This is a genomic window from Halovulum dunhuangense, from assembly GCF_013093415.1.
Lineage (GTDB): Bacteria > Pseudomonadota > Alphaproteobacteria > Rhodobacterales > Rhodobacteraceae > Halovulum > Halovulum dunhuangense.
In genome coordinates, this window is sequence record NZ_JABFBC010000002.1 from 476964 (window position 1) to 498530 (window position 21567).

Annotated in this window: 18 protein-coding genes and 1 tRNA gene; 6 read left to right on the top strand and 13 right to left on the bottom strand. The window is 63.6% G+C overall.

Annotation, left to right across the window (positions count from 1 at the left end; genetic code table 11):
- The first annotated feature begins 55 nt into the window (after nt 1-55).
- The 3 genes from HMH01_RS12980 to HMH01_RS17965 all read left to right on the top strand — a co-directional run bounded on the left by HMH01_RS12980 (nt 56) and on the right by HMH01_RS17965 (nt 3651).
- Entirely contained in the window at nt 56-811 is a 756-nt protein-coding gene (locus HMH01_RS12980) for a DUF3592 domain-containing protein (protein WP_171326199.1), read from the top strand.
- A gap of 78 nt (nt 812-889) precedes the next feature.
- Nucleotides 890-3190, top strand: a complete 2301-nt coding sequence (locus tag HMH01_RS12985; protein WP_171326200.1) for a xanthine dehydrogenase family protein molybdopterin-binding subunit — start codon at nt 890-892, stop codon at nt 3188-3190.
- Entirely contained in the window at nt 3187-3651 is a 465-nt protein-coding gene (locus HMH01_RS17965) for a GNAT family N-acetyltransferase (protein WP_171326201.1), read from the top strand. Before HMH01_RS12985 ends, HMH01_RS17965 begins: the two co-directional genes overlap by 4 nt.
- On the opposite strand, the gene HMH01_RS12995 is transcribed toward HMH01_RS17965, so the two are convergent.
- The 4 genes from HMH01_RS12995 to HMH01_RS13010 form a co-directional block, all read right to left on the bottom strand.
- Nucleotides 3648-4214, bottom strand: coding sequence for a cobalamin biosynthesis protein CobQ (locus HMH01_RS12995; RefSeq protein ID WP_171326202.1), 567 nt, complete (start codon nt 4212-4214; stop codon nt 3648-3650). The genes HMH01_RS17965 and HMH01_RS12995 overlap by 4 nt on opposite strands.
- A 15-nt stretch (nt 4215-4229) precedes the next feature.
- The gene (locus HMH01_RS13000) at nt 4230-4646 is read right to left on the bottom strand and encodes a hypothetical protein (protein WP_171326203.1); all 417 of its coding nucleotides are present in this window, start codon (nt 4644-4646) and stop codon (nt 4230-4232) included.
- Nucleotides 4647-4679: 33 nt separating this feature from the next.
- Nucleotides 4680-6074 carry a TolC family outer membrane protein gene (locus HMH01_RS13005; RefSeq protein ID WP_171326204.1) on the bottom strand — a complete coding sequence of 465 codons (1395 nt, stop codon included), beginning with the start codon at nt 6072-6074 and terminating at the stop codon, nt 4680-4682.
- 66 nt (nt 6075-6140) lie between these two features.
- Nucleotides 6141-6794 carry a protein-L-isoaspartate O-methyltransferase family protein gene (locus HMH01_RS13010; RefSeq protein WP_171326205.1) on the bottom strand — a complete coding sequence of 218 codons (654 nt, stop codon included), beginning with the start codon at nt 6792-6794 and terminating at the stop codon, nt 6141-6143.
- 129 nt (nt 6795-6923) lie between these two features.
- Between HMH01_RS13010 and HMH01_RS13015 the strand changes: the two genes are divergently transcribed.
- Nucleotides 6924-6997, top strand: a tRNA-Cys gene (locus HMH01_RS13015).
- A gap of 74 nt (nt 6998-7071) precedes the next feature.
- Here the strand turns inward: HMH01_RS13015 and HMH01_RS13020 are convergent.
- Both HMH01_RS13020 and HMH01_RS13025 read right to left on the bottom strand, forming a co-directional pair.
- Entirely contained in the window at nt 7072-8115 is a 1044-nt protein-coding gene (locus HMH01_RS13020) for a tyrosine-type recombinase/integrase (RefSeq protein WP_343035283.1), read from the bottom strand.
- Nucleotides 8116-8292: 177 nt separating this feature from the next.
- The gene (locus HMH01_RS13025) at nt 8293-8886 is read right to left on the bottom strand and encodes a hypothetical protein (RefSeq protein WP_171326206.1); all 594 of its coding nucleotides are present in this window, start codon (nt 8884-8886) and stop codon (nt 8293-8295) included.
- 309 nt (nt 8887-9195) lie between these two features.
- On the opposite strand from HMH01_RS13025, the gene HMH01_RS13030 reads away from it, so the two are divergent.
- A complete protein-coding gene (locus HMH01_RS13030) occupies nt 9196-9450 on the top strand; it encodes a type II toxin-antitoxin system HicA family toxin (protein ID WP_171326207.1) in 255 nt (84 codons plus the stop codon).
- The gene (locus tag HMH01_RS13035; protein WP_171326208.1) at nt 9447-9779 is read left to right on the top strand and encodes a type II toxin-antitoxin system HicB family antitoxin; all 333 of its coding nucleotides are present in this window, start codon (nt 9447-9449) and stop codon (nt 9777-9779) included. The genes HMH01_RS13030 and HMH01_RS13035 overlap by 4 nt, the downstream gene beginning before the upstream one ends.
- A gap of 385 nt (nt 9780-10164) precedes the next feature.
- On the opposite strand, the gene HMH01_RS13040 is transcribed toward HMH01_RS13035, so the two are convergent.
- The 7 genes from HMH01_RS13040 to HMH01_RS13070 form a co-directional block, all read right to left on the bottom strand.
- Nucleotides 10165-12201, bottom strand: a complete 2037-nt coding sequence (locus HMH01_RS13040; RefSeq protein ID WP_171326209.1) for a hypothetical protein — start codon at nt 12199-12201, stop codon at nt 10165-10167.
- 21 nt (nt 12202-12222) lie between these two features.
- Complete coding sequence (locus HMH01_RS13045) at nt 12223-13329, bottom strand: hypothetical protein (protein WP_171326210.1); 1107 nt, start codon at nt 13327-13329, stop codon at nt 12223-12225.
- A gap of 2024 nt (nt 13330-15353) precedes the next feature.
- A complete protein-coding gene (locus tag HMH01_RS13050; RefSeq protein WP_171326211.1) occupies nt 15354-16580 on the bottom strand; it encodes an amidohydrolase family protein in 1227 nt (408 codons plus the stop codon).
- A 68-nt stretch (nt 16581-16648) separates the two neighbouring features.
- Complete coding sequence (locus tag HMH01_RS13055; protein ID WP_171326212.1) at nt 16649-17746, bottom strand: BMP family ABC transporter substrate-binding protein; 1098 nt, start codon at nt 17744-17746, stop codon at nt 16649-16651.
- 42 nt (nt 17747-17788) lie between these two features.
- On the bottom strand, nt 17789-18703 hold the full coding sequence (locus HMH01_RS13060) for an ABC transporter permease (protein WP_171326213.1): 915 nt from the start codon (nt 18701-18703) through the stop codon (nt 17789-17791).
- On the bottom strand, nt 18703-19746 hold the full coding sequence (locus HMH01_RS13065) for an ABC transporter permease (protein WP_216366853.1): 1044 nt from the start codon (nt 19744-19746) through the stop codon (nt 18703-18705). Before HMH01_RS13065 ends, HMH01_RS13060 begins: the two co-directional genes overlap by 1 nt.
- Before the next feature lie 25 nt (nt 19747-19771).
- Complete coding sequence (locus tag HMH01_RS13070; RefSeq protein ID WP_343035286.1) at nt 19772-21259, bottom strand: ABC transporter ATP-binding protein; 1488 nt, start codon at nt 21257-21259, stop codon at nt 19772-19774.
- Nucleotides 21260-21567: the final 308 nt, after the last annotated feature.

Here is a 21567-nt window from a genome sequence, read left to right on the forward strand (position 1 = left end):
ACGAAAGGGCCCGGCTAGGAAAAGGGTGGGGATACCTTCACCGACGGAGACGCCGATGGACCAGACTTCCCGCGACCCGCTGATAGAGCGCGCGCCGGTGTCGCTGTGGCGCATGCTGCGGAAGTTCGGCGTTCTGCTGACGCTGATCGCCATCGTGCCCGCCATCATCTTCGGGGCCATCGCCATGTTCGAGGGCCGCAAGATCGAGCGGCTGGAACGCGAGGGGGCGGACACCACCGCCGTCGTGACCGGCAAGCGGATCGAGGAGACGCGCGATTCCGACGGCGACCGGCGCTACAGCTACCACGTCGATTTCGACTTCGGCCACGAGACGCGCAGCTACAGCGGCTCGGAGGCGGTGAGCATCGGCTTCTACAACGCGGTCAATGCCGGCGACACCCTGCCGCTGAGGGTCTGGAGCGTGGACCCCACGGTGAACGAGCTTGAGCCCGGATCGACGGCGCAGGCGGTGCTGATCGGCAAGATCCTGTCGGTAATCGGTCTTGTCGGCGGCGGGCTCTGGTTCGAGCGGGTCTGGCGCCGCGCCCGCGCCGCGATCCGGGTGCGCGAGACCGGCGAGCGGCGGACGGCCGAGGTGTTCGCACACGAGGATGCGCGGATGAAGAAGAACCGGGTGCGCTATCACCGGCTGGTCTGGCGCGACGAGAAGCACGACACCGGCAAGTCGCTGCCGATGGCAGAGGCGCGGATCGTGCAGTTCCCGCCGGGCACGCAGGTCCATGTCTATGCCGATCCCGCGGGCCGTCTTGCCCCGGTCTGGGAGGGCGATGTCGGCCCCCGCGCCGGCTGAGGCGGTCGGCCGGGGCTTTACCTTCGGGCGGCGGGGTCTATGGTCCCGGGCGAGGCAACGCGTTTTGGGGACACGATGATGAAACAGTTCGGAATCCACCAGCCGGCGAAGCGCAGGGAAGATGTCCGGTTCCTGACCGGCGCCGGGCGCTACATCGACGACATCGCACCCGAAGGCGCGCTGCACATGGCGTTCTTCCGCGCGCCCGTGGCGCATGGGGTGATCACCGCGCTCGACGTGTCGGGCGCGCGGGCTGTGCCGGGGGTGGTGGCGGTCTATACCGCCGCCGACCTGGAGGGGAAGCTCGAGAACGCGATGGATTTCGGCACGCTGGCCCTGCCCGGCGGCGGGCGCGGGGCGGCGCCCCGGCGGCCGATGCTGGCCGAGGACCGGGTGCGCTTCGCCGGCGAGGCGATCGCGGCCGTGGTGGCCGAGACGCGGGCCGCGGCGCTTGACGGGGTCGAGGCGATCCTGGCCGAGTTCGACAGCCTGCCGGTGCACCTGGAAACGGCGGTGGGTGGCCCGACCATCCACCCCGAGGCGCCCGACAACCTGGCCTATGATTGGCATTACGGCGATGCCGAGGCGACCGATGCGGCCTTTGCCGCCGCTGCCCGCACCGTTCGGCTGGAGCTGGTGGACAACCGCATCATCTGCAACGCGATGGAACCGCGGGGCTGCTTTTCGGAGATGGTCGATGGCCGCCTGCACCATGCGGTGAACGGCCAGGGTGTCTGGGGCACCCGCGACGCGCTGGCCGGAAAGCTGGGCATGGACCCCGCGGATGTGCGCGTGACGACGCCCGATGTGGGCGGCGGGTTCGGCATGAAGGGGATGGACTACCCCGAGCAGTTCGTCGTCAGTTTCGCCGCGCGCGAGCTGGACCGCCCGGTCCGCTGGATGGCCGAACGCGGCGAGTCGATGCTGACGGACAATGGCGGGCGCGACGTGGTGACCGTGGCCGAGGCCGCCTTCGACGCGGATCACAGGTTGCAGGCGGTGCGGATCCAGTCGGTGTCGAACCTGGGCGCCTACAACTCGGCCGAGGGGCAGTCGATCCAGTCCAAGCTGGCGCTGAAGGTGGTGACGGGCGTCTACGACGTGCAGGTGGGCTTCTTCGGCGTGAAGGGGGTCTATACCAACACCACCCAGATCGACGCCTATCGCGGCGCCGGCCGGCCCGAGGCGATCTATGTGATCGAGCGGCTGATGGACACCTCGGCCCGCGAGCTGGGTGTCGATCCGATCGAGCTGCGGCGCCTGAACTTCGTGAAGCGCGAGCAGTTCCCCTATCGCAGCTTCTCGGGCGAGACCTATGACGTGGGCGATTTCAACCGGGTGCTGGACCGCGCGATCCAGGAGGCCGACGTGGCGGGCTTTGCCGCGCGGCGCGCCGAGTCCGCCAGGCGCGGCAAGCTGCGTGGGCTGGGCCTGTCCTTCTACATCGAGTCGATCCTTGGCGCGAAGAACGAGTCCACCAAGATCGAATTCGCCGAGGACGGGATGGTGAACCTTTACGCTGGCACCCAGTCGAACGGCCAGGGCCACGAGACGGTGTTCGCGCAGATGCTGCATGAACGCGCCGGCATCCCCTTCGAGAAGATCCGCTATATCCAGGGCGACAGCGACCTGATCGCGCATGGCGGCGGGACCGGCGGCTCGCGCTCGGGCACGACGCAGGGCAATTCGATCAACGCCACCTCGGACCTGATGATCCGCAAGTTCAAGGCGCTGGCCGAGGAAGAGCTGGAGGTGGCAAGCCCCGACATCGTGTTCGAGGACGGCGTGTTCTCGGTCGCGGGGACCGACCGTTCGATCGGGCTGATGGATCTGGCGGACATCGCGCGGGCCAAGGGCAAGACCGACCTGCTGGTGACCGATCACGAGCATCGGATCCGAGCGGGCGCCTTTCCCTACGGCGCGCATTTCGCGGAAGTGGAGGTGGACCCCGACACCGGCATCACGCAATGCGTGAAATATACCGTGGTCGACGATTTCGGGGTGCTGATGAACCCGATGATCGTCGAGGGCCAGGTGCATGGCGGCGTGGCGCAGGGGCTGGGCCAGGCGATGTGCGAGCATGTCGTCTATGACGAAAGCGGCCAGCTGCTGACCGGCACCTTCATGGATTATGCCATGCCGCGCGCCTATGACATGCCCGGCATCGCCTTTCATACCGAGTTGATCCCCACCACCACCAACGAGATCGGCATGAAGGGCTGCGGGGAGGCCGGGACCGTCGGCGCCATGGCCGCAGTGACCAATGCCGCGCTGGACGCGGTATGGGCGGAAGGCGTGCACCGGGTGGACATGCCGCTGACGCCGCTGCGGATGTGGGGCTGGTTGCAGGACGCGGCCCCGAAGATGGCCGCCGAGTGAGCCCGGGGGTCAGGCGCGGGCGCCCGGACGAGCCGGGCGCCGCCGCGCTGATCGCGGCGCACCACGCCCATGCCCATGCGCATACGCCGACCGACAGCGTGTTCGCGCTGGATGCGGGCGGCCTGTCGGCACCGGAGGTCGATTTCTTCGTGATCGAAGACGGCGGCCATATTCTCGGCATGGGTGCGTTGCGCCGTATCGGTGGGCGCGAGGCGGAAGTGAAGTCGATGCATGTGACGGAAACCGCCCGCGGGCGCGGGCTTGCGCGGGTCATGCTGCGGCATCTGGTGGCCGAGGCGCGGGCCATGGGGATCGCGCGGCTCTGGCTGGAAACGGGATCGATGGCGGCGTATGCCCCTGCCCGCGCGCTCTACGCCTCGGAAGGGTTCGTGCCCTGCGCGCGCTTCGGCGACTACCCCGAGGATCCGAACAGCGCCTACATGACCCGGACGCTTTCCTAGAACATCATCCCGAACAGCACCGTCGGGCCGGCAAGCCCTGTCCCCGTCCCGGCGATGGCGAGCCTTGCGGGCCAGGCCTGGAACCGGCGCCAGAGCAGCACCAGAAGGGCAAGGCAGGCCAGGATCTCGATGGCGCCGACGATGTCGCCATGGGCGCGGCTGTCCCAGTAGCTGAGCGGGCTTTCGAACACCCACATGGTCAGCGGCCAGAAATGCGGCCGCCCGTCGTCATGGTGCAGCGGGAAGTCGAAGGCCAGATGCAGCAGCCCCGCACCCGCGAAGGCGATGGCCGCCGGCGAGCGCAAAAGCGCGCCGAGGATCAGAAACCCGCCCCAGACGAAGAAGGAATTGTCCACGGCAAAGATCGCCTGCCATTCCGGCGAGAAGTAGAGTTGCCCGAAGATGACCTGCGTGGGCGTTCGCTTCAGCATCTCCCAGGCGACGAGCAGGTAGAGCGACAGGTCCGGCGTCAATGACCCCGCCAGCGCCGCGATGTTCACCCGCGGCTGGCCGGGGCGCGCGAACAGCGCCGCGCCGAAGATCAGATGCGCGGGCGTGTTCATCCTTTGTCGCGGGACTCAGCCGTTCTCGCCGCGCGCGCGGGCAAGCAGCGTGGACAGTTCCCGCCGGGCCAGTTGGCGGATGCGATGATCGAGCGCCTCTCCCATGATCTGGTCGAACTCGTCGCGGACCAGCTCGGACACGATCCGGCGCAGCGCCTCTTCGTCATAGATGGGGGCGGCGGGACCACGCGGCGGTTCCGCTGCCCTGGTCGGGCCGTCGACGCGGGCCATCGCGCCCAGCACAAGCGGGCCCGAACCCTGCGGCTGCGCCGTCTGAGGAGGGGGCGCAGGCGTCTCGGACGCTGCCTCCTGGGCCGGGAAATAGGCGGGCCGGACCGGCGGCTCGCGCGCAGCTTCCTCCTGCACCATCATGCGGATGGTGTTCAGCAGTTCATCGTCGTCCGTGTCGGGCGCGTTGGGAGTGTCGTTCATCCAGTTGCCTCGCGAGGGCGCGACGACGGCGCCTCAGCGGCCGTAGCGGTCGCGCAGCTTGTCCAGGATAGAGCCTTCCACAGTGCTGTAGGGCGCGTTCTGGACGCGGTTGTAATTGATGTCCGGCTCATAGGTCGGAATACCCAGGTTCAGGTAATCGACACTCAGAAGCCCCATGGCGGACAGAAGCTGATACACGGCCACATACTCGTCACGCTGGCTGGCCGCGAGCCGGAACTCGGCGTTGCGAAGATCCTGTTCGAGGTCGAGCACGTCGAGCGTGGTGCGCGCGCCGAGGCTGGCCTCTTCGCTGACCCCCTCGAAGGCGATCCGCGCGGCGCGCACTTCCTCGCGGTTGGCAACGATGGTGGCGCGGGCGACAGCAATGTTCGACCAGGCGATGGCGGCGTTCTGGCGGATCGTGCGCGCGGTGTCCTGCACGTCGAACTTGGCGCGGTCCACCGCCGCCTCGGCCTGCCGCACCACCGAGCTGAGCTGTCCGCCGCGATAGAGCGGCACGTTGGCGCCAAGCCCGAGGCGCAGATCGATGTCCTCGTTCTGGCCAAGCTGATTGTCGGTGTTTGAAATCCCAAGCCCGCCAGTCAGGTTCACGCTGGGCCCCCGGGACGCGCGCGCGCGCACCAGGTCGAACTCGGCCGCGGTCTGTGCGAAGCGCGCGGCTTCGAGCGATGGGTGCGAGCGCATCGCGATGGACTCCGCCTCGGCCAGGCTGGCCGGCAGGCTGGGCAGCGGCGGCGGGGATTGCAGGCTGGTGGCAGGGCTGCCCACCACGGCCTGATATCGCTCGAGCGCGGATTGCAGGTTGCCCTGCACGGCGGCAAGATTTGCCTGCGCGAGGGCGAGGCGCGCCTCGGCCAGGCTTACGTCGGTGCGCGTCACCTCGCCCAGGTCGAAACGGTCGCGCGTCGCCTGCACCTGGCTTTCAAGCACGCTCACGTTGTTGCGTGCGGTCGTCACCTGCTGCTGGTCGCGGCGGATATCCATGAAGGCCGCGACCGCGGCCAGAAGCACCTGCTGTTCGACGTTGCGCAAGACGGCCCGGGTCGAGGCGACATTCGCCTTTGCCGATTCGATCGCGGCAGCGCTCTGGCCGTGATCGTAAAGCCTGAGCGACGCGGACAGCCCGGCGGTATAGCTGTCGGCCAGATCCCAGTCGTTGTCGCGCGAAGCGTCGAGGCCGACGGAAGCCTCGAGGTCGATCGACGGCCGCCTGAGGGCCCGCGCCTGGGCGACGCCTTCGTCGGTGCCGCGCAGCGCGGCGCGCTGGCTTTCGAGCACCGGGCTCGACTGGTAGGTGGTCACCAGCGTCTCTGTCAGGCTCTGGGCGGCGACAGGCCCGGCAAGGCCGGCCAGCAGCCAGAGGGCCGCGCCGGAGGCCAGCACTCTGAAATCGCGGATCGTATTCATTTTTGCAAACCTCTCCTGCCCGCCGCGATCGTAGGTGTCTCGCCCCGGCGGATCAACAACGGAGGCTCAGAACTGGAAGCTCGGTGCCTTCTCGAACCCCTCTAATACCGGCGCTGTTGCATCGAAAGCATGACGCCACGCAATGCCGGTGGCGGATTTCACGCCGATGCGCACCTGGCCGGCCGTGCCCGACACGAAGATCGCGGCGATCCGGCCGCCCTCCTTCAACTGGGCGGTCAGGGTTTCGGGCAGCTGTTCCACGCCACCCTCGATGATGATGACATCGAACGGCCCGTGCGGGGCGTCGCCGCCGGCAAGCGGCGCCTCGGTTACGACGGCGTTGTCGGCGCCCTCACGGGCAAGGATCTCTGCCGCCTCTGCCGCCATGGCGGGGTCGGATTCGATGGCGATCACCGCCTCGGCCATATGCGCCAGCACCGCGGCCGAGTAGCCCAGGCCGCAGCCCACGTCGAGCACCAGGTCAGAGGGCCCCACCTCCAGCGCGTCCAGCATCTTGGCGAAGACGCGCGCATCCAGCAGAACCCGCCCCGGCGCCAGCGGCACATGCTCGCCCGCATAGGCGACGGGCCGGAGCGCGGGGGGCACGAACTCTTCACGCCGGACATGCAGCATGGCGTCGATGATGGGGTAGCGCGTGACGTCGGAGGGACGAACCTGGCAGTCCACCATCATGGTGCGGGCTTTGGCGAAATCGGTCATCGGGCATTTCCTGCACGGCTTGGGTCGGCGTCGTCTTGCCACATTCGGCCGGGCTGGGCAACGCCGGGCCGCGGCGGCCCTGCTTTCGCATTGACCTGCGTCCGCCTTGGGCATAAACGCTTGCCCGAAGGCGACGTGGCGGAGTGGTTACGCAGCGGATTGCAAATCCGTGTACACCGGTTCGATTCCGGTCGTCGCCTCCATTTCCTTTCAAGCACTTGCGAAAGATCAGGGTTGCGCGAAACCGCGCCGTTTACAGGTGCGTTTACAACCCTGTTCACGTTCCGGCCCCTTTTGCCTGTGCGAGCTTGACCAGGACAGCGTCCGATTCACCGGGCGAGACGCGCGCGTAATGCTCGATGACGTTGGCGGCATGCCGTAGCGACCAGCCCATGTGACTGGCGATTTCTGACAGGCTCAGCCCGGCATTCAGCAGGCGTGTTGCTGCCGTCCCTCGACAATCCTGCAACCGCAACTCCTGGCTCAGCCCCGCCTTGTCTCGCCATTGCCGCAAACCTTCGGAGGCGCGGTGTTCGGTAAGCTGCCCGCCGCTCGCATTCGTCAGGATCAGCAGTCGCCCCGAGGGCGTGGCGTCGATCACTTCGGCAAGGGCCGGTGTGATCGGGATATGTGCGATCCGGCCACGCTTGCTGGTTCGGACCCTGAGCCGTCGGCCTTGAGGGGTCCGCTCGACCGAGGCCATCGTCAGCTTGACCAGATCACCCGGGCGCAGGCCGGTCTCGCAAGCCACGCAGAGCAGCCGCTTGATCCAATCAGGAGCAATCGCATCGATCGCCTCCCGATCCGAAGGTGTCCAGACGACCTCGGAACGATCGACGCCGTAGAGCTTTGGCAACCTGTGGCAGTGGTGCTCCGACAGGTGCCCCTCCTCTACAGCCCAGTTCAGAACCCGCGCTGCGTGGGTGCCGGCCATGTCATGCTGCTTGGGCGAATGCTTCCATTGCGCTCTCCACTGGTTCACTTCGCTGCGCGAGCCGCGCTCCTCAAAGATGACGGCGGGAGCGTCCTTGAAGTGAGCGGCAAAACGGAGAAGCCATTTCTGCTGATCCTCGAAGGAACGCGCAGCCTTTGCGCGGGCAGCGCTTGAGAGGAACAGGTCCACGAGCGCTGGCGTCATGAGCGCCTTGGGCTTCGGGCGCTTGATCGCGTCCGCGAAAGCAAGATGAAAATCCGGATCCCTTGGTGTCTTGAAGTCGTCGACCCAGAACTTCGGCCCTCCGCGCCAGGCATAGAAGTGGAACCGGCTCTTTCCGCTGGCGAGACGCCGCCTGACGCGGTGAACGCCTTTAGGCAGGGCCACGCTTTGCCTGCCAGGTCTCAAGCGGCGTCATCTCTGATCCGAGGTCGGTCTCTCCCGCAGTGATCGAGACACGACCGTCAGTGGCCGTCTCGATGCATATGGAGGTGAAACCCTCTGCGCGCAGAACCTTTGCGATCTCGGCGATTTCAGTCGCCTTGGGCAATGACGGGCGTGGCATCAAGCACCTTCCGTGACATCGAAGATCCACTTCAGAACAGCGCCCGAGATCTCAAAGGTCACCCGGACATTCGGCTGCTGCCGGAACTCGAATTTACCCCCCTCGGCAAATCTCAGCTGCGGACGTTTCTGATCCCGCTGGTACGACAGTCCGACCATCCCGCCTTTCGTGATGATAACCTGCATGCTCTTCTCCGGAACTTTTCCGGTCCCTAGGCTACGCGCAGCAATGGCAAGCACATCGAGGAACCCCATGCCGTTCAGATCACGCGGATCGGCTCCGAAAACTTCTCGAAAATACTTGTCAGCTTTTACGGTTTCTTCCCCACCTTCAAAGAGCCCGCCCTGCACGACAGTCACGAGGAAAAAGCGCTGCAATCTTTCCACTTCATCAGCGGCCGTGGTGACGTGCTTCGCTCCGGCCCATGCAAATGCAATCTGCAAACCCTCCTGCAAGGTGATGTCAGGACGGGACCGGCCTCTCGCAAGTGTCCGGAAGCCCCGCTTCGCGAGCGCACGATCGACCGTCGCGAGCTCGGTCTTCTCGACACCCATGACTTCAGCGAGGCCAGCAACAAATTCCGTCGGGGTCATCTGATCCACTCTTTCTTCAAAGTCACCTTAGCATGAATATAATTTATCCGAAGTCAATGGGATGAAAACGTTTTGCCCCAAATCATTTACTTGAGGGGGATCGGTCATCTCCGGACTTCAGGTCTCGTGCGCACACCGATGTCGCCAGCCCCCCACCACCAAGTTGTCTCACCGAGCATATCAATTTCGGCACGATAACCGTTGCCCAGCATGCGCGGAGCCTGGGGTGACCTGAAATTGCCTGGCGCTCATGTGCGAGCACCCGCCGTAATGCTTGCAATTTTCGCTATCAAACCCTACCCTGCCCAGATGAATAGCAAGCACCGCAAGACCCTTGCCGCCGTTTTCACCGACCCAGTGTCAGGCACCATCGAATGGGCGGCAGTCGAGAGCCTGCTGCTGGCGGCCGGTGCACGGCTGATCGAAGGGCGGGGGTCACGGGTGCGGTTCGAAAAGGATGGCGAGGTAGCGACGTTCCACCGCCCGCACCCCGCGAAGGAAGCGAAGCGATACCAGGTGCGCGATGCCCGCGAATTTCTGGAACGGATCGAGGTTAGACCATGACCAACACCATGACCTACAAGGGCTATGCTGCCCGCATCGAGTATGACGACGAAGACGGGATTTTCACTGGCCGGATTGCCGGTATCCGTGACGGGGTGGGCTTTCATGCCGATACCGTGGAAGGGCTGCGCGAAGCCTTCCATGAGGCTGTCGATGACTATATCGACACCTGCGTCAGGATCGGCAAGGAACCGCAGAAGACCTATTCGGGGCAAGTCATGTTCCGGGTCAGCCCCGAGGTTCACCGCAAGGCCGCGCTGGCCGCCGAGCTCTCGGGCAAGAGCCTGAACCAGTGGGCAGAAGAAGTGCTTGACCGGGCTGCAAGCTAACCCGCAGAAACCTCGGGGCGCTTGGATTTTACCCGTCTTTCCGGGAAGGGCGCCCCCGGTTCCGGGTGTGAAGTATACGGTCCCATTTCTGGCCACTGTCACGCCGTGCCTTGTCGCGGCCGTCTCGGCATGGATCCCCATGAGAAGCTAACCTTGGCTGGAAACGTGCTGACAAAAACCAGACCTGAGTGCGAACAGAGTTCACTACGAGTTCGCTACTCTCTCACTCCCGACCTTTTAGGGAGTTCTTTGGCGCTGAGGGACGCCTCAACTATCCCCAAACGGGGTGGATTGGTCCGCTGGGGACAGCATCGGAGTGGGATGCGCATTTTCTATCCCTAAAGGCGATGGTGATGTTCAGACCCCGAAACGCACCTGAGACAGCCTAAAGGCCGGTCAGCCCCCGAAATCTCAGATCCATACATGCGATGCCAGAGGTGATCAGACGCCTGCGTGGTAGCGCAAACTGCCCCCCATCAACGACCAATCGATCCCCATTTCCGGCCGGCGGCAGGGCGTTCTTGATCCTGGATCCTGCCTTCCGCACCGCATCGGCAACGGCTTCCGCCTGGGCCTGCTCGATCATGCCCCCGGTGTTCCGGGTCTGGCTCTGTCCCGTCCGGGCATCCACCCCCTGCCAGGTCTCATGCACCGTCTGGGCAATCCCCTGGCGGAAGGCGTTCTTCCCGCCCACGCTGGTCTGGTAGTAGCCCCGCTTGCCGCGGTAGCCCTCGTTCCGGTCGCCCTTGAAGTCCCCGATCCGCTCGTATCCACGACGCACCAGGTCGTCGTAATCCCGGTCATCGGCCACGATCACCTCGGCGCCCTCGGTCACCACCGACGGGATGTAACCCTTCCAGCCGTTGTTCTGGGCGACCTCGTTGACCATACCGTGCCGGTCCCGGCGCTTGGTCTCGGATGCCCGGGTCTCGAACACCATCCCGGCCACGGCTGCCATGCCTGCCTCTTCCTGGCTCGCCAGCTCGCTCATCATCGAGCGGGTGCCCTCCTCGAGCAGCTCGTAGGCATAAAGGCTGGTCAGCTCGTCGATCGCCTTGATCGTGGCCTGGTCCGGCTTCAATCCTTTCTCCTCGCCATAGAGATGGGCGATGGCATGGGCGTTGCGTAGCAGGTTCTCGGAGATGATCTCGCCCTGCACCATGAAGCGCGCGAGAGCCTTGGCCTTCTCCTGGTAGCGGTTGGCGAACTTGCCTCCCAGCTTCGAGACCTTCTCCTCGGCCGTCGAGATCTCCTGGTCGAGCTTCGAAGGATCCTTCATCAGGTCCATCGCCCGGCGCCGGCCAATGGCCAGCAGATCGGCCTTGGCAATCGCCTGGTACATCTCGCTCCACTCCTCCGAAGAGAGCTCCCGGCTGAACCGCTTGGCCAGCTCGGCCGGTACATCCTCACGGAACCGCTGCCGCATGGCGTCGATCTGGGCCTTCACCGGGTTGATCATCCGCAGCAGATCCCTGTTCGAGGCCGTCATGCCCCGCAGATCCCGCACGGCTGCCATCAGGCTGTTCCAGCCCTCCTGCTTGTTCAGCCCCGTCGTGAGCCAGTCTCCGGCGCCCTCAGTGGCCTCCCTGGATCCCAGGCCTGCCACCATCTGCGCGATGCCCCATGCACCCTCCTGCCGCCGCCTGCCGGCTCTCTGGGCCCTCTCGCGCCGCTGGGACGCCTTCCCGGCCAGCTTCTCGGATCCCGACTTGAGCTGGTCGGCCAGGAACTCGTTGGCCTGCTCCACGCCTGCCAGGATCTTGGTGGACGCGATGAAGCGCCGCTCGCCCTGGATCTCGGAGAGTGCATCCGAGAGCGCATCCAGCTCCTGGCGCGCACTTGCCGCACGGCGCTTGGGGCTGAACGAGAAATGCGTGATCAGCTGAACCAGGGAGTTGAGCAGGCTGCGGACCACCCCGTCGACGTTCTCCCGCTCGAGGCTCACCACCTCGGGGGCGGGCATGTCGGTCAGCACATCGCGCAGGCTGTCCTCGGTCTGGGCCAGCGCCACGAAGGTCGCCAGCAGATCCGAGCGATCTGCATCCTTGCGGAACCCGTCGGCGTCGAACAGGAAGCGGACCTTCTCCACCGCCTCGTCATAGGCGTTCGGTCCGTGGTTCTCGGGCAGGAAGTTCTCCGCCCGCAGATCCCGCACCACCTGGCCGTAGACATCGTTCGCACGCCGCATCAGCGCTGCATCGAGCTTCATGCCCGACATCATCGCCACATGGACCGCCTCGAAGGCTGCGGCCTGACGGGCATCGAGCTTGTAGCCCGCAGCCTTGGCCAGCTCCACGGAACGACGGGCGTTCTCGCGCAGCTTCACGACCATGTCGGCCTTGCGCTCATTGGCCCTGCTGCCCTCGATCCGAAGCGCGTTCAGATGCGCGATGATCCGGGCCCCGAACTTCTTCTCGATCACCTCGAGCCTCTGGTCATGCGGTTAGACCTGCTGGAGCAGCGTCTCGGTCTGGGCATTCTGCCGGGATGCTTCGCTTCGCTGTGGTGTGGCGAGCAGGATCTCGGTGTTGAACCGGATGTTGGTGAACAGGCTGTCGCCCGGTCCCCGCTTGATCCCCAGGAGCTGCTTGAGCGCCTCGAGGCCCTTGCGGATCAGATCAGTCAGCGGCAGGTAGGCCCGCTTCTTCCGCCCGATCTCGATCAGCTCCTGGTTCGCAAGCATCCAGCTGAGGAACTCGCTCATCTGCTGGGCGGGCTTGTCCTCGAGCCTGGTCAGCTCTCCCTGGATCGTGCGCAGCGCATCGCTGCCCGCGATGTTCAGGCCCCGGGTCTTCTCCATCAGGCTCTCGAGCCGCCGGATCGCATCCCGGGCATAGGGCTCCACCGTGCGAGGATCGTCGTAGAAGTCCCGCAGGATCCGCCAGGTGTGGGAGTGCAGCATCTCGTGCAGCACGGTCTCGGGCGCGGTGTTGGCGATGAAGACCACGCCCCCGGCATTGGTCGAGTAGGCGCCCAGGCCCAGGGGCTGGCTGGCAGTCCCCGGCGTCAGCTCCCGGCGCAGTCCCGCCATGGCTTCCTCGGTCCCGAAATAGTAGGTCGCCCCATCGAGGATCTGCCGGTCCACCAGACGGCGAACCAGGGAGATCTGATCCTTGCTCGCATCGGGGTCGTTGCGCAGATGGTTCAGGAGCGCCGTGCCCTGGAGCTTCTTCACTCCCGGATGCCCTTCCACGTCTTCACCGCGCTTCGAGATGAACGCCTCCAGCGCCTTGGTGGGCTTCTGCACTGCCGGCTGAGCTGCCTTCGCCTCCTTGCCCTTCCGGATCTCGAGGTAGGCTTCCCGCGCGAGAGCGTTCAGCCGGTCGGCAATCTCCTGGTAGGCCAGGGGATCGTTGCTCTCGGTCGTCTCCTCGCCATGGGCATAGGGTGCCTCGGCGCTGGCCATGTGGTCGGTCTGCGTCGCCATCTTCGCCATGGCGATCTTCCGGGCCTCGGCCTGGTCCCCCAGCTCCTCCAGGCGCTTCTGGATCCAGGTGATGTCCCCCATGTCCAGGCTCGGGTTCTTGCCCCGCCTAAAACTCCGGAACATTTTCCCCGAGAAGTGTCTCCCCTAAACCCTGACCCGTATCAGGGCCTTGTGCTGGGAGTGCGCACCGCGTTTCACTCTCGCGCTACTCCCATGTTTTAGGGATAGAAAGTGTCTGTGCTCGTAGGCGGTACCGACCAGCGCGCCTATTCAAAAGCACGGACCTGCCGAGCTGTTCAGTCGATGTGTTGCCCACCAAGCAGGCCGGTCGAGAACTGTCCATGCCGTGGGGCCTAGAACGACTGCATCTCCGGCCCAAGGCCCAGACCTCGGCCCATGACGCAGCTCAGAGACTCGGAGCGGCCCGCTGAGCGGCCTTCCGGTCCATGGAGACAGTCGCGTAGCCAAAATCAGTATCGCCCGTCCACTGCGCTCTCAGCGGCTGGCTGCGGGATGGGCTTCCTGGATCGGCATGGTCCTCCGATGGCGAATACAGATCGACCGGCGCCTTGGCATCGAACGCCCCTTACCGAGAACCAGGGGGCCCATTCCATGCGCGTCCTTGTTACCCTCGATGGCTCATCGAACGAACCGCGCTGATCCAAGCCCTGATCCGACAGGCTTCCCGGACGCTGACCACCACCTCCCTCGCCTGTTGATCAATTCGGGGCCGCCATCGACCGGGACGAGAGATGACGGCCGAGGATCCCGGGGTCACAATCGACGACCATGGCTCAGGCTGTGCTTTGCTGCCGGAACACCTCTCGGGACCCCCGGAACCAGGAACGGACAAGCTCACCTGCAAGCCTTGGAAAATGCCTCGCGCGCGCGTGGAGAGAGGACTCATATCCATAATATTAGGTACCCCCACTCCAACAGGAGCCATGAGGAAACGCGTAGCGTTTCTGAATGAGGCTCCTGTTGGAGTGGGGTATTTATTATGATGATTGACATATATCTTGTGGTTATCTAAAAACATTATACTCCATATATAAAGTAACAATATATACCCCTCTCCAGGCTGCGCTGCCGCGCAGCCTGGAGAGGGGTATAATTATTATATAGAATAATAGGTAACCTAGACTCCTACAGTATCACGCGCGCGACCCTGTCTTCCGCCCCTGGTTCATGATCTTTCGGGGGTCGAGATGTGGGTAAAAGGCCCTGATGAGTTCCTGATCCGGTCCCTTCTCCTAGCCCGCCAAGCAATCCCGCAACCAAACCCTGGTTTGATGCGCAGAGGACCAGCACTAGCGCCTTCTGACGCCTCTAACGGGGCTAACAGCCGATAGAGTTCATTAGAGAGATGCTAGAGTTCGGTACAACGGCGCAGTACCGGCACATCGCGCAACTCCAGCTGCGGTAAGTTCCGGAATGTCACGGTTCAACCGGGTACCGCACCGCTGAACATCATTACCGGCTCGCAGAGTCAGTCCGCAGGTAACCAGAGGCCGCGCAAAATCTGTTACCCTCTGGTTCCAGACCTTCTGAGACGCGCTTTATCTGGAACAGGATGTATAAACCTATCGGACATTCCCAGCGGACAACCGCCGAGCGGCTCGGGAACCGCTGCGCAACTTTGGGCATCAGGAACCCGGTCATCCGCTGACGCAGGTGCCGAACCCCGCACATCCGCCACGAGTGGTCGGAACCAGGGAAAGAACCTGATGATCTGGACTTTCCGGATACATCCCGCTTTCCGGGACTCACTGCGCTCCGCGGCTGCGCCGCGTCACTTGTGGCCCCGGAAACCGGGATGGCCAGTCGAGGGGGAGGCGGGCCAGATGTTCCCTTCCTGGTTCCCGGCAACGCCTAAATGCGCTGCCCCGAACCGACCGTTCTGCTGATGGCATCTGAAGAGAGGGTTTACCTGGCACCCAATCAAAATGGACCCGGATCTCCATCCAGCCTGTGTCATCCTCTAACGCTGGCGTAGATCATCGTCACACCGATGCGCGAGATGATAGCTCCGCGCGTAGGGCGATTGCTCAACCTGAGCCGATCGGCGTAAATACCAACCGGGCTCCGGTCGCGGCTGGATGAAAGTTCAGTGGCAGGTCAATGCGCCAGGTGCTTCTCAAGGAACTTCAGGCAGCGGGACGAACCGGTGAGGTCGCCGATCGGCTGGCGAGCAGCACGCCATTTTCGGCGATCAGTTTGCCGCCCTTGAAAACCTTGCGCGGCTTTGGGACCGACGCCACAGCTTCCGGCACATGGCGCGCTGCGAGGGCTACGAGGTCGGCCTTATCACCCACTTCGAGGCCGTAGCCGTCCAGACGCATCGCCTTGGCTCCGTTCCTCGTCGTGACATCGAAGGCGAGGCGCAGAAGCTCGTCCGTGAAGAAGCCACAGCGGTAGCCGATCAGCATCGCGCGGGTCAGCATGTCGCCGTCGCCATAGGGCCACCAGCTGTCCTGAATATTGTCGCTGCCGGAAAAGACGTTGGCACCAGCTTCCGCGAGTATCCTGACAGGGGGAAAACTGTGGTGACCAGGCGCATTGGTCATGATGGACACACCGCTTTTCGCGATGAGATCGGCAATCTTGCGCTGAGCGGGTTCGTCCAGGTCACCCAGACCATAGGCATGGCTGACCGCGACATGACCCTGCATTCCGAGCGCCTCGGTCCGAGCGCAGATGACCTCGATCTCGAAGGCTCCGACGGTGCCGAAATCATGCAGATGGATGTCCATATCGACACCCCGCCGCTCGGCAATGTCGAACACCACGTCGAGATGTCCATCCACAGTCCGGTCAAAGGTTGCCGGGTCCAGGCCGCCAACAAGGTCGCATCCCATGGCGATCGCCTCATCCATCAGCTCGGCTGTGCCAGGGTTCGTAATGATACCGCTCTGCGGGAAGGCCACGAGCTGCAGATCGATCAGGTCCGAATATTCGGACCGAACCTGCAACAGCGCCTCGACATGTGTGAGCCCAACCACGTTGTCGATCATGGCGTGGCTGCGCATGGCAGTCGCGCCGTTCGCGATGCAGAGTTCGAGCTGATTTCGTGCACGCTCGACGATGGGTCCAGCCTCGGCAAGGTTCTCGTTCTGAAAACGCACGCGTTCATGGACATCAAAGCCATTGAGGCAGGGTTTGTGAGGCTTCCAACTGTCCCCGTAAAAACTGGTATCGAGATGGATATGGCCCTCGACGAAGCCGGGCACCACGAGCGCGCCGCCCAGATCCACCGTTTCCGCTACCCCAGCAACGATACCGGGGCCAATCGCGGTGATCCGTCCCGAGCTTGTGGCGATCGATACCGTCTCCCCGGTATCGAGAAGGGCATTGTTGAAAAGGATGTCAGTCATTCGTTGTATCTCCGCCAAGTCAAAAAGGAACGGAGCGCGAGCCCCGTTCCCCATAGGATTTGCACCGATCAGGAACTCGGGAGCGTGCCCTGGACACCCTCGACCAGCCAGGACATACCCTTCACCTCGTCCTCTGCCATCACCTGCCCGGCAGCAACCCGCTCCACCCCGGTGTTGTCCGTGAGCGGGCCTGCGAAAATCTCCAGCGATCCATCGACGATGGCGGCTTCTGCCGCGGCGATCTCTGCAGCGACTTCCGAAGGCAGGTCGGGGCTAGAACTCGTCATCTTGACGAAGCCGTCAGGTCCAAGACCGCGCCAGCGGGCAGTCGGCTCCCAGGTTCCGGCCATCACGTTTCTTGCCGCCTCGATATGGGCAGCACTCCAGTCCAGTTCGAAGGACACCAGCTGTGCGTTCTTCACGTAGGCCGAGAAATCGCCGGTCGAACCGATCGACCAGACGCCCTTCTCTTCGGCTGCAAGCCCCTGCACAGGCGTGTTCGGGCTGCCCGAGATGACATCGGCGCCCTGCGCGACCAGCGCCGCCACGGCGTCCTTTTCCTTGCCGGGGTTTACCCAGTCGTTCACCCAGACGATCTTGAGCTGCACGTCCGGGTTCACTCTCCTTGCGCCCAGCATGAAGGCGTTCAGCGAATAGATGACCTGCGGCACCGGGAAGGCTCCGACCCAGCCCAGCACGTTCGACTTGGTCATCCGCCCGGCCGCGATGCCCGTCAGATAGGTGCCCTCGTAATGCTTGGCCTCGAACACGCCAAGGTTCGGCCCGGCTTCGATCCCGGCGCAACACTCGAAGTGCGAATTCGGCAGCGTCGGCGCGATCTTGCGGAGCGACGCGTAGTGCGAGAACGTGGTCCCGAACAGAAGCTGGTGGCCTTGGGTGGACAGCTGGCGGAACAGGCGTTCGCTATCCTGGATCTGGGTAATGTTTTCGAGCACGGTGACCTCGACCCTGTCGGGAAACTCGTTCTGGAGCGCGCGCCACGCCTCGGCCTGGAAGTATTCCCATCCGGTGTCTGAGATTGCACCCATGTGAATGACGCCCACCTTGAGCTTCTCGGTTGCGGCGAGAACGGGCATGCCTGTCGCGGCAAGAATGGAACCGGCGGCGGTGCCCTGGACGAAGGTTCGACGGCTGATCTTGGTCATCTCGTATCCTTTCAGAGGTTTGTGGTTGCTGGGCAGTGAAATTCACGTGGAGAAGGGTTTCCCCAAGGACGCCGGAACGCTGAGGCGCATCCGCGCGGCATCGCGCGAGATGAGCACCAGAACGACGATCGTGGCGAGGTAAGGCAGGGCCGACATCAGCTCTGACGGCACGGCGGCCCAGGCACCCTGTGCGAAAAGCTGGGCGATCGTCACGCCACCGAACAGGTATGCGCCTGCAACGCACCTGCCCGGTCGCCAGGTGGCAAAGACGACGAGAGCCACAGCGATCCAGCCGCGCCCGGCAATCAGCCCCTCCGTCCAGAGGGATGTGTAGATGACGGAGACAAAGGCACCTGCGATCCCGGCCATCGCGGCGCCGAACATCGTTGCAAGATAGCGGATGCGGATGACGGGATAGCCGATGGCGTGGGCCGACTCCGGCGCCTCGCCAATGGCGCGCAGGATCAGCCCCGCCCGGGTGCGGTAAAGAAAGAACCATACCCCCCCGAACAGGACCCAGGAGAGCCAGACCAGGGGGTGCAGGCCGCCAAGAACAAGCCCGAGCAGGGGAATTTCCCCTGCAAGCTGCATAATGGCAGACGGCTCCAATACCAGAGCCATGCCGACATATGGCCGGCCGAGATAGGACCCCAGGCTGGTCGCAAAGATCGTCAGTGCCAGTCCAACGGCAATCTGGTTGGCCATCAAGCTGACCGCCAGCACCGAAAAGCCGAAACCCAGAACTGCCCCGGAGGCGGCGGCGGCGCCCATCGCCAGCATGAGACTGTTGGTATTCAGCATCACGATGAACCCGATGACCGCGCCTACGACCATCATCCCTTCGACGCCGAGGTTCAGAACACCGGCGCGTTCGGTGACAAGCTCACCGAGGGCCGCGTAAACAAGTGGCGTTCCGGCGACCAATGTTGCCAGCAGGACAGCCATCAGATCAGGCATCAGGAAGCCTCCCCGGCGACGGGGACGCGCGGCCCCTCGATACGAAGTCGGAACTTGATCAGGACATCGACGGTGAGCAGGAAGAAGAGCAGAAGCCCCTGGAACAGCCCGCCGATCGAGGACGGCAGCCCCAGAATCTGGGCGTAGTCTCCGCCCAGGTAGAGCAGCGCCATCAGGAGCCCTGCGAACAATATGCCGACCGGATGCAGCCGCCCGAGAAAAGCCGCCACGATGGCTGCATAGCCATAGCCCGGCGATGCGGTTGGAAATATCTGGCCCAAAGGCCCGGAAATCTCGCCAACTCCGGCAATTCCGGCTGCCGTTCCGCCGGCAAGAAGACCGATCCAGACGGCCTTGTTGACCGGAAAGCCAGCGTAACGCGCGGAATTGGCCGAAAGCCCCGTGACGCGGAGCTGGAAGCCTGCAAAGCCGCGCTCGAGCACGAAGAGGCCCAGGAGCACGGCCACGAGCGCGATGAATATGCCAGCGTGGGCCCGCGTGCCTTCGATGATGATCGGCAGCAAGGCCGCTTGTGCCAGAGGTTCGGATTGCGGAAAATTGAAACCGGCCGGGTCGCGCCAGGGTCCGAAGACAAGATAGCTGAGCCAGAGTGCTGCGACGTAGTTCAACATCAGGCTGACAAGGATCTCGTTGGCGTTGAACCTTGTGCGAAGCAGGGCCGGAATGGCCGCCCAGAATGCACCGCCCAGTGCACCGGCAATCATCATCAGGGGCATGAGCCAGTACCCGCCAACGCTGCCGAAATTGAGCGCCAGCCAGCCGCCAAATATCACGCCGAGGATCAACTGGCCTTCGCCGCCAATATTCCAGACCCCCGCACGAAAGCCGACCGAAAGTCCGATACCGATCAGAACAAGCGGCGCCGCCTTGATGAGAAGCTCCCCTACCCCGTAAAGGTCTGCAACAGGTGCGACGAACAAGGTCTTGAGCGCCGTGATCGGATCAACACCTGAAACGAGAAACACGATGACTGCGACCAAGCAGGTAAGCACGGTTGCAATGACTGGCGATAGCCAGACCATGTGGGATGCGGGTGCGGCCCGCCGTTCAAGCCGTAGCGACATCAGCGTCCCTCACCTGCATTTCCAGAGGCGCGCTCGTCATCGCCATCCCGATCGCCTCTCGCGAGAACTCCCTGCGCGGCCGGGCCGGGGTCATACTGCCGTTTGAGATGACGGCAATCCGATCAGAAATCTCCAGAAGCTCGTCTATCTCTTCCGATATGATGAGCAGGCCTACTCCCTGGTCGCGAAGATTCAGAAGCGCCTTTCTGATGGTGATTGCAGCGGCAACATCCACGCCCCAGGTCGGCTGCGCGACCACGAGAACCTTTGGCTTGTTTAGGATCTCGCGCCCGATGATGAATTTTTGCAGGTTTCCACCCGATAAGGCGCCGGCCGTATCATTCACTCCGGACGTCTTGACGCCAAAGTCGCCGATTATGCGCCGGGCAAATTCGTGCACCGCTTCGGACCTGACCAGACCGCCCCATCCGACCACGTCGGCGGTGGCTGTCAGGAGTGCGTTTTCCGCAAGTGACAAGGAGGGCACGGCGCCCCGTCCAAGCCTGTCTTCGGGGACGGAACACAAACCTATCCGGCGCCTCTCGCGCGGGCCGATCATGCTTATGTCCTGTCCGTGCAGGAAGAGGCATCCCTTGGGGGCAGATTTTTCCCCCGAGAGGATCTCCATCAGTTCCTTCTGGCCATTTCCCGAAACACCGGCGATCCCAACGATCTCGCCTGCCTTGAGATCGAGAGAAATATTGTTCAGATCGGTACCGAACGGATCCTTCGAGACCACGGAAATGTCGCGCAACGCTAACACATTCGGGCCCTCGCCGCAGGGCTTTGCAGCCGGGCGCAAGCTGTGAAGGTCTCCGCCGATCATCATTCGCGCGATGCTGGAAGCCGACTCCCGTCGGGGGTCACATTTCCCGACGACCTTCCCACCACGCATGATGGTCGCACCCGAGCAAAGGGTGCGAACCTCGTCCAGTTTGTGACTTATGTAGAGGATGGAACATCCCTCGTCGGCCAGTTGACGAAGGGTTACGAAGAGCTTCTTGACCGCCTGTGGCGTAAGAACGGACGTCGGCTCATCCAGGATGAGGAGACCTGGCGACTGCAGCAATGCGCGGATAATCTCGACGCGCTGCCGTTCTCCAACAGACATCGTGTATATATGTCGGTTCGGATCGACAGGTAATCCGTAGCGCACCGCGACCTTTCGGATTTCCAACGACAACGCCTCGAGCGAAGGCCTTGACGGTAGTGCCAGCGCGATGTTCTCGGCGACGGTCAGCGTGTCGAAGAGCGCAAAATGCTGAAACACCATGCCTATGCCCAGCTTCTGCGCCTCATTCGGGCTGCGGATTTCGACCTCGCGCCCCTCCCAGACGATCGCGCCGCTGTCTGGCTGAACCAAGCCGTAGATGATCTTCATCAGTGTTGATTTGCCGGCACCGTTCTCCCCGACGATCGCGTGGATCTCTCCGGGCGCGACCCTCAGGTCTACGGCTTCATTTGCTTTCACGAGAGGGTAAGATTTTGAAACTCCGATGAGTTCCAGTCGCCAGCGGGGCCCTGCAGGTGTACCCATTTCGACTCGCATCCCCTGCTTCACGTAATTCAGTGCTTGGTGAATTAGGCATGCAGAGTGGCGGCTTGTCTCGAGGATGACGTTTGATCGCTGGCTGAATCTCCTGAAATGAGCGTTTCTTGAACACCACCCCTTTGATTGACCGTTATTTCGACATTCCGTTAACCGGGTTCACCAAAGAACCACCGAGATGTGCAGAACTGAGGCGGCCTACGAACGCGAGGCAATGTTCATGTTCTTTG